At 47.8% G+C, this 13211-nt stretch carries 10 protein-coding genes; 2 read left to right on the top strand and 8 right to left on the bottom strand.

From position 1 onward, the window contains the following. Window positions 1–13: 13 nt before the first annotated feature. The 6 genes from ACE41H_RS23840 to ACE41H_RS23815 all read right to left on the bottom strand — a co-directional run bounded on the left by ACE41H_RS23840 (window position 14) and on the right by ACE41H_RS23815 (window position 10091). Window positions 14–1312, bottom strand: a complete 1299-nt coding sequence (locus ACE41H_RS23840; protein WP_375358059.1) for a glycosyltransferase family 2 protein — start codon at window positions 1310–1312, stop codon at window positions 14–16. Next, window positions 1305–1451, bottom strand: coding sequence for a hypothetical protein (locus ACE41H_RS23835; protein WP_375358058.1), 147 nt, complete (start codon window positions 1449–1451; stop codon window positions 1305–1307). The genes ACE41H_RS23840 and ACE41H_RS23835 overlap by 8 nt, the downstream gene beginning before the upstream one ends. A gap of 18 nt (window positions 1452–1469) precedes the next feature. After that, window positions 1470–2369, bottom strand: a complete 900-nt coding sequence (locus ACE41H_RS23830) for a GGDEF domain-containing protein (RefSeq protein WP_375358073.1) — start codon at window positions 2367–2369, stop codon at window positions 1470–1472. Window positions 2370–2393: 24 nt separating this feature from the next. After that, a complete protein-coding gene (locus ACE41H_RS23825; RefSeq protein WP_375358057.1) occupies window positions 2394–3485 on the bottom strand; it encodes a glycosyl hydrolase in 1092 nt (363 codons plus the stop codon). Window positions 3486–3654: 169 nt separating this feature from the next. Further along, window positions 3655–6621, bottom strand: coding sequence for an S-layer homology domain-containing protein (locus ACE41H_RS23820; RefSeq protein WP_375358056.1), 2967 nt, complete (start codon window positions 6619–6621; stop codon window positions 3655–3657). 299 nt (window positions 6622–6920) lie between these two features. After that, the gene (locus ACE41H_RS23815) at window positions 6921–10091 is read right to left on the bottom strand and encodes an S-layer homology domain-containing protein (protein ID WP_375358055.1); all 3171 of its coding nucleotides are present in this window, start codon (window positions 10089–10091) and stop codon (window positions 6921–6923) included. Between the two features lie 399 nt (window positions 10092–10490). Between ACE41H_RS23815 and ACE41H_RS23810 the strand changes: the two genes are divergently transcribed. Together ACE41H_RS23810 and ACE41H_RS23805 are read left to right on the top strand one after the other, a co-directional pair. Next, on the top strand, window positions 10491–10946 hold the full coding sequence (locus ACE41H_RS23810) for a MarR family winged helix-turn-helix transcriptional regulator (protein ID WP_375358054.1): 456 nt from the start codon (window positions 10491–10493) through the stop codon (window positions 10944–10946). A 101-nt stretch (window positions 10947–11047) separates the two neighbouring features. Beyond that, window positions 11048–11824: a pirin family protein gene (locus tag ACE41H_RS23805; RefSeq protein ID WP_375358072.1), complete on the top strand. Its 777-nt coding sequence runs from the start codon at window positions 11048–11050 to the stop codon at window positions 11822–11824. Between the two features lie 105 nt (window positions 11825–11929). On the opposite strand, the gene ACE41H_RS23800 is transcribed toward ACE41H_RS23805, so the two are convergent. Together ACE41H_RS23800 and ACE41H_RS23795 are read right to left on the bottom strand one after the other, a co-directional pair. Then, window positions 11930–12346, bottom strand: coding sequence for an IS1096 element passenger TnpR family protein (locus tag ACE41H_RS23800; RefSeq protein WP_375358053.1), 417 nt, complete (start codon window positions 12344–12346; stop codon window positions 11930–11932). 346 nt (window positions 12347–12692) lie between these two features. Next, a partial coding sequence (locus ACE41H_RS23795) for a Fic family protein (RefSeq protein WP_375358052.1) occupies window positions 12693–13211 on the bottom strand: 519 nt, incomplete at its 5' end.

Below are 13211 nucleotides of genomic sequence, written 5' to 3'. Positions count from 1 at the left end.
TATCGGGGCAGCCTCAACCGAACCGCTGCGTTTTATACCATTTGTTGCTTTGCCGTCCCGCTACTTTATCTACGATAATGGACCCGAAGGCCTTCACCGAGATGATCAGGAACAGCTGAGCATACGTGAAATAAGAGAGACATGAGATCACGAAATTCTCCGTGGTGCTCTGTCCGATATCCGACGCTAGCGCCAGATTGATCTGCAATACGTAGATAAAATACATCAAGGCCCAAGCCACAACCAAATAGATATAGACATCGCTTGTAAATTGAAGCGGACTGCTGATATGCGGGAAGAACAAGTGAATAATCTGATAGATGACATTGATTACGAAAATGATGTCCGAGATCACAATCGCCAGCATGAACCAGAAGTAACTGGCGGCATAATACAGGATATGAAGCTTAATACGCCAGCTTGTCCTGTCAAACAAATGATGGAAGTTATTCATGATTACATGAAAATTCCCCTTGGACCACCGCCCGCGCTGCTTCGTATAAACGCTCAGCTTCTCAGGCTCCTGCTGATACGCCTCGGCTTGCGGGGCAAGCGCAATGAGCTGGCCCTTTTTCATAATTTCAAAGGATACCGCCGTATCCTCCGTAATGGCCTCCTCGTCCCAGCCGCCGATGTCGCGCATCAGGTCTGCCTTCACGATAAAATTTGTGCCCGGAATCGTGCCGATCTTGAACAGCTCCCACAGTCCGGTATGATGCACCCGCTGCACGGTCACAAGCTCCTGATTAATGGCTTTGGACAGAAAGTTCTGCCCCCGGTTGCGGGCCTTGTTGCGGCCGAACACCGCTCCATATAATTCAGGCTCCTCCATTGCTTTCTGTACCAGAAACAGCAGGGCGTTGCGCTCCGGCGCCGCGTCGGCATCGTACACGCAGATCCATTCCCCCTTGGCCAGCTTGAGCGCATCATTCAATGCCCCGGATTTGCCGCCCGTACCTGTCCGCTCCATAATCATAAAGTCGCGGTGCTTGTAGCTGGATCTGTTTTTCAAATCCCTCAGCTTCTCCGCCGTCTGGTCAGAACAGTTATCCGCGATCACGATAATCTGCACTTTATCCTCGGGATAGTTCAGCCTAAGGATATGTTCTGCTGTGATGGCCACGACCATTTCCTCATTATGGGCCGGTACGAACACCGTAACGGTAGGAAAATCGTCCATATTTTCCGGGATCACGAAATTCGTCCGGTTTTGCCTGTTCATAAACCGGATGGCCCCGGCCATAATGACTATAGCTTCCGACACAGCTACCCAAATGCTTATGATGGTTACAAGAAGTATAAAATCAGTCACTTGGTCTCCCCCGATCATATTTGCGATTCACTTGTGCCCGAAAGACCAGTGTGGCTGCCGTCAGAATAATAATGGTAACCGTAAAAAAAACACTGATAATAATACATAAAGGGATGAACCAATCCAAGTAGCTACTCATCTGTCAAACCTCTTCCCCTTAAATATACTCTCCAATAAGATCTGTCTCCGTATTTCTTTCCAAAGCCGCGACCACGCCATCGGTATTCTCATATTTGCTAAATTGATCGGGATGAAATACGAGAGCGCCCGAACGAATCACCAGCTTGAGCGGTCTGCCTTTCAGGTCCGTAAAAGGAACGTCCATCATCGCCTTTTTAATGCGATCCGTCAGGGATTCCAAAAATTCCGCAGGGGTCATCGGACAAATAATGACGAAACGGCCGTTGTCAATGAAGAACTTGTAATCCTCATAGCGGAGCTGCTTCTGAATCGTGTCGGACAAGTTCAGCAGAAATGCCGCATACCCTTGTGAACCAAGAGACTCCTGCACAAGCGGCAAAAATTCAATTTTAAACATGGCCACGCAAAAGCCGTACCTGCTCGGATGTCTGCGGGCCAGATTGGACTGCTTGACGATCGCGTCAGCAAACGCATCTTTGTTGCCCAGCGCCGTATGCGGATCAACTTGCGGGTTTTTCCGCTCCATGTCGTCCATGCGCTCCAGGAAGCGGCTGCTCCGGATCAAATACGTTTTAATCAGTGTGGCTGCCAGCACATTGGCCGGAATCAGCAGAAACGAGGAAATGGCCAATACCTCTGGCGGAGCAAAGGTGGCGAGCCATACAAGGTAGCATACGAGAAATACAAATATCCCGACGACCGACACCCCGACCGGCAGCAGCAAGCCGGCAACCAGAGCTACAAGCACCGCTGCATTAAAAAGCAAATCCTGTATCGTATAGGACTGGGTTAAGTAGATATCCAAAAAGACAAACTGCTCCTGCAGCAGAGCAATTGCAATCAACAATATGTATCCCCATACCACGCCTTTGAGAGGTATTCTTCTGCCGAGTTGTGTCATTCTTTCCGTTGTCATCATGTCACCTGCACATTCTGGATTTTAATTCATGGTTTCCTCTGCAATCAGGGGAAGCAGATTGTCAAACAAATGGGTATCCTTGTCAAACACATACCCTCCAGGATAGGCCGGGTCCTGCCCGCGAAACTGCAGCATGCGGTCGTATAACTGACGGGCAAATTCCGTATCGCCTGATTTCAACGCCAGCAGAACAGACAGGCCATAGACGGCAGGAGATTCATAGGGCGCATCAGGCAGCCTTGTGTCTCTATTGTAGCGTCCCGGGATTTGATGCTTTTGCCCGAATTCGGTTTTCAGGAACGTGAGCAACTGGTCGGATGAACGGCCGATTTGCGCGCAGTTCAAAGCGACGAGCAGCTGATCGATCAGGTTGACTGAATCGTCATAAATGTAGGTCTTCTTATCGATATCATACATTTTCGGGTAAAAGACACCATCATCCGGCATATCCGTCAGCAACCGCTTATGACGTTCGTAAACAGACTGCTCGAGAACCCCGCTGCGGGTCATATTCGATAGCGCGGACATGTCCACGTAAGCAAGGCTTAGTGTACCTGCCGCATGGTCATTTGCAAAATCACGGAAATCAACAAACATACCATCCTTCATGACCGATGAAACGAGCGTTCGTGACAGTTCATCCGCCGTTACACTGTAGCTCTCCTCATCCCATTGGTCTGCAGCTTTCCACAAGACATCGATAATCCGAAAATCATCGCCAAGCGCATTGGTGCTCACATTGGACTGCCCGTCTTCTTCCAGCTTCCAGGCAATATAACCCTCAGGCTTGATAAATTTGCTCTTTAACAGCTCATAACCGGAATCAAACAGGGACTTGTCCTGCTTCAGCAAAGCATACTGCATCCATAGCCCCACCGATTCCGAGAGCGCCTCTCTGCCCGCAACGATCTCCGGTACCGTAGAAGTTCCTGCCTTAAGATAGCTTGCCAAAGTTCCGTTAGCATTGGTCATGTACTGCTCGATAAATTGTTCCGTGGAGGGTGTCTGGGATTTCCGCATGTTTTCCTTCCAATGCATAAATACGACAATGCTGCCGCCAATAAGAAATACCGATAGCAGGATAAGAACATATCCTGAGGGTCTCTTGTACATTCAGTCACCTCTGTCAAATTTCTGCGGTAGTGTTTCTTTTAGGCCCTATTTCCTATTGAAGCACATAATATAGGAACATTCCATATCTATTTAAATGGAAACAAAAAAACCAACCACTGACGGCCCGTAAGCTGTCAATGGTTGTTGGAATAAAAGAATGAACTTGCTTTTACTGATCAATTAAGTTCGCAGTCTTCAGCATTCTCGCGATCAGCGCCGTTACTTCCGCACGCGTCATTGTCGCTTGCGGACTGAGCTTAGCACCGTTGCCCTGGATAATACCTGCCTGGATCAGTTGCGCTACATCCGCTTTTGCCCAGTTCGATACCTTCGCCCCATCTGCATATTGTGCCAGGACGGAAGTATCTTCACCGGACGCATCCTCGGATTGGATCAAGCGGTACGCACGGGCGATTATTGCGAAAGCTTGCTCTCTCGTAATTTGCTTGTCACCGTAGAAGTTGCCATCTTTATAACCGCGAACGATGTCATACTCATCTGCAATCGAGACAGCATTTTTATACCACGCGGATGACGAAACATCCGGGAAGCTCACCTGAGATGCTTCCTGACGCATCAGTCCCAGGCCGAGAACCGTGATCTCCGCGAACTCGGAGCGTGTTACACTCCGGTTCGGAGCGAACGTATTATTTCCGTTCCCCTTCAGATCCAGCCTTGCCGCGATGTTATTAACATCCTCTTTACCCCAATGGCTTCTTACATCATCGAAATCCTGCGGATTCCAGATGACAGAATAAGTTCCACTGCTGCGCAGATCGTTGATTTGTGCAAAATAACGGTCGCCGATCTTGGTCACAACAGTTGGCAGATGATATACGCTGCCGTCCGGGTTCACCACAACACCTGTCGTAATCCGGTTTGGATCAACGCCTGCCGGCAGAGCGATATACTTCACAGCGTATTCGTTCAGTTGTCCGCTTCTTACCGTTTGTCCATCATGAGTAAACGTTAGATCCAGATCGACTGGATCAACCAGCAACTCATAGCCTGCCGCTGCTGCCTTGCTCTTCGCAGACGCAATCACGTCTTCCGAAGCGCGTTTAATGTCGATGCGGACACCAATGTCGCTCAGTGCTGCATTGTCCAATTGACTGGCCACAGAGGACAGGTTGATTTTACCGACTGGAACCGGATAGATGGCCAGCAGGTTGCTGATTTCCAGGCTTGCTCCTTTATCGGCCAGTTGCTTAAGGGTGTCTGCTGTCAATCCATCTACCGTCATGTCGCCTTCATTTGGCGAGTGAATCGCCAGCTTCTGGCCTGTACCTTGGGAGATAGCATCATTCAGCTTGCCTTGATCCACTTTAACCGACGTTACAGTACGACCATTGGAAGTCGATACCGTTCCGGTTGCAAACGGATTGTCATTGCCGTTCAAGGTAACACCAAGATTCCCTTTTGGAGCTTCTGGAGTTGTTGGCGTAGTTGTGCTTCCGCCACCACCGCCGCCTCCGTTGCTGCCTTTGTCGTCATCATCGTCGTCATCGCTGCTGCTTCCGGAGCTTCTATAGACCGTCACCGTATACTCACTATACTGACCGTCTTCATCCGTCACCCGGACAACAATGGTATTTGAACCACGATTCAGTGCAAGAGGATCGCTGAGGCTGCCGCTGGCCACTTCTTGCCAGTCGTCGTCTCCGTATACGTCGTCAACTACACGAATTGCAATCTTGGCGTTTGGATCAAGCGACGTTGGGGTGAACTGCATCTCATACACGCTTTTCCCTACACTCATCGTATAGGTTGTCCGGTCCGGATTAAATGCCGGTTCCAAGCTTCCCACGGATGGAACAAGCGAAGTCAGCTTGCCGCCAGTGCTCGCTTTTTCTCGAACGATTTCAATCGTGTATTCGTTCAAAAGGTTGCCGTTCTTGTCATAGACACCAACCGTCACGGTATTCTTGCCTTCCTCAAGCGGGAGCTTGTCCCAGTCGCCTGCGGAAACTTCCACACCATTCAGGTTGACACGCACCTCTGTATCTTCCGGATACTGTGCAGCCGGATTAATGCTGATGCTGTACACATCGTTCGGTACATTAGCTGTGTAATGAGTTTGGCTTGGATCAAACGCGGGAGCCAAGTCGACCCCGGAACCGTCCTCGCTCTTTAATTGCAATTCCTTTAAGAGGGACCCTTCCAGTACGTCCACTTCAGTTGTTGCTGTGATGAAATCACTTGTGAAATCGGGATTATACTCAACGATAACTCCCGGATCTTTGTAGGCGCTAGTGCCGCCATGTGTATTATTTACGGCCAAGTAACCTATTTTATTATTATTGGTGTCCAGCAGAAGTGTAAGATGGTCGTAGGCTCCATTTGCTACAAAATTACTTGTAGCTTCAAGACCTGTATGCTGGCTAGCATTAGATACATAATGTGTCAGGCTATCACTAGAAGTGCTCCAAGCTGGTCCTGTAGTTTTAGTGGCACCTATATAGCTAATAAAGTTCCAGTCACCCGAATAGAGAGTCTTAAATTCTTTAAACATGCTGGCAATGGCCAACATTTCCGCAGGATTATTTGCTGCTGGCTCCACAAGATGTCCCTTATTGTTCGTTGCAGTAGTCACAGCATCGTTAAACGTCATGCTATTCTGTCTTGCCACGTATACAAAATAACGCCCATCGTAAGCACGCGCAGATGTTTTCCCATCACTCAACGGTGCCCCTGGCACTACGTTTACTGTGACCTTTTGGGTTTGCCCTGAAACTTGCTTAAATGTCATACCTTGAATTGCTGCCTGGATGTCTTCATAGGTATTAGAGCTTGTAAAATTGAATATACGATTGGTAGCTGTAGATTTGTCAGTGGTAATACCGCTGATTTTGATGCCGTTCGTTAACTCGGTAATACCGCTGGCAAGCGTTCCGGCATCAACCGAACCGTTATTTACAGCCACGGTGAAGTATCCACCCGTTGCATGAACCGCACCTGTTCTTTCAAATTTTGCATTTGAAAGCTGATAGGTCAATTCGGATAATCGAACGGGGACACCAGGATCAAGTGCTGGTGTAGCCGCTGCTCTTACTTGAGACGGATGAAATGGCATCATCGTCAATACCATAACGATTGCCATTAGCACCGACAATATTCTTCGATTTTTTAGTTTCACCTTTTTTCCCGCTAACGAAAGCATGCAGGAATGCCCTATTGCAAATTCCCTTCGGTTAGCAGATTCCCCCCTTTTTATAGAATGATTGGTCGACTACTTTCAACTCAAGCGCCTCAGCTCTCGCACAATAATTAAACACTCGACAAAAGCTGACACTTTCACAATTATAATGACCAAACCTCTACAAAATCTCAACATATCGAAAAGACACCCCTAGGCAAATCCACTTTCACAAATCCTCTTTCAACAAAAAACCCATTAATGGCTTGAGGCCGTCAATGGGTTTTGGAATAACTTGCTTATTTATCGATTAAATTAGTAGTTTTGAGCAATCTTGCGATCAGTGCCGTTACTTCTGCACGTGTTACCGTGCCTTGCGGGTTGAGCACAACACCATTGCCCTTGATGATACCCGCTTGGATCAATTGCGCCACATCCGCTTTCGCCCAGTTTGATACCTTCGCCCCATCTTTGTAATACGACAGTACGGAAGTATCCTGACCAGCCGCATTCCCGGATTGGATCAAGCGATACGCACGGGCAATGATAGCGAAGCTTTCTTCTCTCGTAATCTGCTTGTCACCGTAGAAGTTGCCATCATTATAACCGCGCACGATATCAAATTCATCTGCAATTGCGACTGCATTTCTATACCACGCCGATACCGGAACATCCGGGAAGTTCATCTGCGGGGATTCCTGGCGCATCAGGCCGAGGCCCAGAACCGCGATTTCCGAAAACTCGGAACGGGTTACACTGCGGTTCGGCGCGAACGTGTTGTTCCCGTTGCCCTTCAGATCCAGTCTTGCCGAAATGTTATTGACATCCTCTTTGCCCCAGTGGGTTCTCACATCAGCGAAATCCTGCGGATTCCAGATGACAGAATAGATGCCACTGCTGCGCAGATCGTTGATTTGTGCAAAATAACGATCATTGATCTTCGTTATAACGGTTGGCAGGTGATATACGCTACCGTCTGGATTCACCACAACACCTGTCGTAATCCGGTTCGGATCAACACCTTCCGGCAGAGCGATATACTTCACTGCATAGCCGTTCAGTTGACCGGCTCTTACCGTTTGTCCGCCATTGCTAAAGGTCAGATCCAGATCGACCGGGTCAACCAACAGTTCATAACCTTCCGCTGCTGCTTTGCTCTTCGCAGATGCGATTACATCTTCCGAAGCACGTTTAATGTCGATGCGGACTGCAATGTCGCTCAGATCGGCATTGCCCAATTGATCAGCAACCGCAGACAAGTTCATTTTACCGACTGGAATCGGATAAATCGCCAGAAGGTTGCTGATTTCCAGACTTGCTCCCTTATCGGACAACTTTTTAAGTGTATCGGCACTCAAGCCTTCTACAGTCATATCGCCTTCATTCGGCGAGTGAATTACCAAGTCCTGACCTGTACCTTGGGATACAGCACCGATCAGCTTGTCTTGGTCCACTTTAGCCGACGTTATGGTACGGCCATTTGAAGTCGAAGTTGTGCCGGTTGCGAATGGATTTTCGTTGCCATTCAGGGTAACGTCCAAATCAGCTTTTGGGGCCTCCGGTGTAGCTGGAGTTGTCGGTGAAGTCGTGCCACCGCCACCTCCGCTATTGCTGTTATTGTCGTCATCATCATCATCGTCATTGTCATCTACCACAGTGGTGCCTCTGAAAATGGTAAGAGTATACAAGGTTTCTCTACCGTTCACAGTCACCTTAACTTGAATCGTGTTTTTGCCTTCATTTAATGGCAAGTCATCGGTTGCTGCACCGCTGGCCGCATCAAACCATTCGCCATTATTAAAGGAAATCTCAATCTTGGCATTCGGATCAAGACCTGCGATGGAATCCAGTGTCGGTGTGAGATATACGCTGTACGTTGCAGTTGTTGCAGTGTAATTCAGCGTGTTCTCAGTAAACGCCGGAGAAAGCCCGACCGGATTACCATCGGCGCCAGTCAGCTCCAAACCTACGAGATGTGAAGTTTTGGAAGTGTCCACAACAATCGTTTTGGAAGCTGTAGTCGTTTTTCCATCCTTCACCGCCGTTACTTCGACCGTATATTTTCCATCCGGCAATTCCGCCGACGGGAGGAAGTTCCAGTTTCCGTTGCTATCTACTTCCACTTCTCTCGTCTCAATCACATTGCCGTTTTCATCCTTCAGTTCTACGGTGACTTTTGCCTCGGGATCGGCCACGCCTTTGAATTCCGGGTTAGCTACGGATACCAGCTCATCACTTGGCCCTGCAATTTCAACCCGGGGCTTCAGTTGCTCTTTCGCTGCTTTCAATGCTTCAAGCACACGATCTACTTCCGCCTGGAGGGCATCAGGATTCTCAAATACTGCTTTTGCAGCATCCAGCTTTTCCTTGTATTCTGTCCAGCTTTCCGGAGTATAGTTTGTCTCTGTCAAGCTATCGAACAGATCTATCTCTTCCTTGAGCGCCCGTTTGTCTACAATGGCCAACCCAGGGCTTACAACCGAAACGCCTGACGGCATACCTGTCTGCGCTTTTGGCGTTACTTCAAAGAACAGATACTTGCCGATTTCCGCATCAGTAATCGCATAGGTCAAGTCTGTTGCTCCGTCAATCGGCGTCTTATCGCTGCCGTCGCTTTTGCTGCCGCTATACCATTGGTATACCGATCCGGTTACGCTTTCTACATCGCCATCTTCATCCGAGTAGGTATAACTTCCCGTTAATGTTTGTCCTGCCTCTGTAGTACCGGTGATGCTTACATCCGTTGCAACAGGCGGAGCTCCGGCTGTACCAAAGAAAACATCATCCAGGAAGTTACCAACGTTGGCACCGCCTCCAGCAGAAGATACGGCCGTGAAAGCGAAGCGGGTCGTTGTTTGACCTTCGGGCACAACATAGTAACCTGTATAGTAACCCCACTCCGTGTTTCCGTCCGTCATCGTAAACGAGTTCGAATACGGGCTGGTCAGTGTCGAGGTTCCTGAGCTATTTGTTTTCGTATAGGTAATATTAGCGCCGCTGATTTCTGGTGCAGATAAAGTCGTTTCCCCCGACGGCTGTGTGAAATCACCAGGAGCCCCCACCTGCAGCTTCATCACATCTGTTCCTCTATTCCCTCTGTGGGCCAGATGCCAGACCAGCACTTGACCAGGTGTTGTCTCGACATCCTGATACAAGGTTGACTCTTGATAGGCGTTCAACTCTGCATGCTGATCCCCACTATATGCAGATACTCCCTCGTTTGAACGTGACCATATTTCCATTTGGTTGTCTGTTGCAGATGTTTTCCATGCTACGGATGTATCAGACTCGTTAACTATATTCCATCCGACCCTGGCGAAAACCGGGGCTTCAAAACTGCCATTTGCAAGCAGATTAACCTCCGAAGTCGCAGCGTAAGATGCGGGCGCAAAGCCAAAGGTCTGCGCGGCAATCAAGATTGACAGCGGCAAAGATAATTTCTTCTTATGATCTCTCAATTTCACAACCACAGTCTCTGCTCCTTTCCAACAATTCACTCGGACCTGCTGCGAACAGCCTGTCCATATCACTCTGTTACCGAATATGGCAAGAGCGATGTAAAAGTGCTGATTTCTATTCCTCGCGGGCGTGACTAACCGTAACAAATGAATCAGCGCAAAATCACCGCAAGGTACAACAACACTTTCGCCAATTTTCTACATTTTCTTTATTTCACATTTTAACAATCTAATCTCTACAAAAACTCCACAGAATCTCTATAAGTTGCAATACGGCCTTTATTCATTTCTATGAAAAGCCACTTAAAGCATTTTTCGCTTAAGGGTGTTGACAGCACTTCATTCCTGCATTATATTTATCTCTAATTAAAGATTATCAATAAAGAGATTTCATTAAGGCTGGTGATTGCAGTGCCTATTCAACTGGATGACGCTCAGGCAACTTCACTCAAGCTATTCGTTGTTCTCTCCAAAGCCTACAAAGCTATTTCAGAACAGATCATAAAGGATATAAAACAATACGGTCTATCCTCTTCCGAATTCATGACTCTGGAGGTGCTGTATACAAAGCGGCGTATCCCCCTGCAGCAAATTGGGGAAAAAATATTAGTAACAAGCGGCAGCATCACCTATAATATCGACAAGCTGGAGAAGAAGCTGCTGTTAAGACGCGTTCCCTGCCGGGAAGACCGCAGAGTGATTTATGCCGAAATTACCGACGCCGGGGACGAGTTGTTCAACCGGATCTTTCCGGAGCATGCGGAGATTGTGTACCATTTAATGAGTGGCGTACCCTATGATGAGCAGGAGGCGGCGATTACACTGCTCAAAAAGTTGGGAAAAAGCGTGCAGCCAGAGAAGGATTAAGAGTAGGAGTGGGGTTAGACTCAGGATCTGGACTAGACTCGGTTCAGTTCAGTTCGGCTCATATATAAGCGTCACAATTTTACAAAGGAGGCTGATTATTGATGCAACCAAGAGTATATACCCCTGCTATGCAGGGAAAGGGCGAATTTGATGGCGGGAAAATCCATGAACAAAAGCCGATCGGTTTCTCGGGCGAAGGATCGGTCATCAAACGTGTGGGGCCCCTGTTCTATTGGGCATGGGGAACCTCAAGCATGGACGCCGTCATCGGTCTGCACCCACATGAAGGCTTTGAGATTCTGACCTATGTAGTGGAAGGCCAGTCCTCTCACAAGGATACCATGGGAACGGACAGCGCAGTGGGCGCAGGCGGGGTACAGATCATGCAGACTGGCTCGGGAGTCAGCCATCAGGAAAAGCTCAGTCCGGATACAGAGTTTTTTCAAATCTGGTTTGAGCCTTATTTGGCAGAAGCCATGCTGAGAAAGCCAACCTATCGCCAGTATGAGCATAAAGATTTCCCTCAGGAAAGCCATACAACAGATTATAAAGTGAAAACGGTGATCGGCAGCGGCGCCCCTATCGAGCTTGTAGCCGATGCAGAAATGTGGGACGTTGAAGTCAGCGGCGGCGCCGGGTATGAGCATACAGTACCTGCCGGCTACACTTTAACGGCTCTCGCTATTCGCGGGGACGGAGCCTGGGGAGAAGCTGGCGCAGCGAAGCAGCCCATTCCATTTCATCATAAAGATTTCATTGTAGGTTATGCGGATTCAGATACAACGGTGGAAATTACGAACCCGAACGAAGGCATGCTGCGGTTGATCCTCATCAAGGTGCCAACAACCGTGAGCTATCCGCTTCAACCGAAGCGATAATAGCAGTAATGAATGAAATATTTTATATCTTTAATTAGAGATGACAAGATGAGGAGAGTAACGATTGTTGGGGATACGTGGGGGCTTCCATATTCAAGTACGAACTTACTGATCGGGCGCCTCTCCTTTCGCTTCCAGGAGAGCAGGCAGCTTCGTGCCTCTCAGGTCCCCGTCTTCCAAATATTGAACAATGAACCTCCACTCATCACCATAGTCGAATAACAGCAGCATCTTTTGTTTGGGATTATGGAACACCTTGCTGACTTTAGCGTTCTTCACACCCGGGAAATTCATCCTTTCGCCGACATCGGCAAACAACTCGTATCCTTCCTCAGACCGGGCCCAGTTTTTCAAGTGGTCATAGAATCCGAACGAATGATCCATATCAAAATCAAACTCAGACAGCGCAACCGCCGCAAGATCGTACAAGCTGGCACTCTCCTGTACGGCAATTTTACGGTAAGGTTTCCCACGCACTGACCCATTCCAATCCGTCAAAGTTATCTGGAAAATTTTCGCCATATACGTTCACACCAACCAATCCATGGATCTTTTAATTTATATCATTCGACGAGAACTTTTCACTGTCCAGTAATCATACTGTAGTTGTTTTTACTGTCTAGATTCTATGTAGCATTATAACTCTCTAGCTGATTTGTTATCGATTTATAGCCATCATGGCTTCCTCCAGTCTTATGGTTATGGTCACTATAAAACAAATTTGAAAGCCACCAACCAAAGCACTGGTTGGTGGCTTTTATGTACTTAAATGGAGGCGAGGGGAGTCGAATCCCTGTCCGAAGATAACGCCACATAAGCTTCTACGGGTGTAGTCACGGTTGTGATGTCACGTAGGCTGACGCCCCATTTAAATAAGTCGCAGGTAAAGATCAAAAGTTCTGTTTAGAGTCCTAGTAACCAAACCTATAAATTGGCTATGATCACCTGTAGTATGAGCCAAATCAAGTGCTCTGTAATATTCAGCTCGATCTTCCTTTTCAATAACGATTGGAGGGTAGCCGTTCTTCATCAACTCGAAGTTCAATAGTAAACGAGCTGTTCTACCGTTACCATCGATAAATGGGTGAATTTTCACAAACTCAATGTGAAGTAAAGAGCCCCTCTCCACAGCATGTACATTCGTTTGCCAATGAAGGTCATAATGTTGTATGAGCTCTTCCGTAAGAGCCTTTACTTGAACAAAATCAGACGGGATATGTGTGGCTCCGCTAATAATAACATTTTCATTCCGGTAAGCTCCAGCATGTTCGTCATCAATACTCTTAAGTACTTGACTGTTGCAAAAAACTTGTCGTGTAAGTTTTTGACGAATGTTATATAAAACTGTAAACCGAATAGAAGTATTGTCGGATACACACACAGAAAA

Source organism: Paenibacillus enshidis, assembly GCF_042136365.1.
GTDB classification, from domain to species: domain Bacteria; phylum Bacillota; class Bacilli; order Paenibacillales; family Paenibacillaceae; genus Paenibacillus; species Paenibacillus enshidis.
Note: the sequence above shows the minus strand (reverse complement) of the source record. Positions and strands in the feature narration are given on the sequence as shown.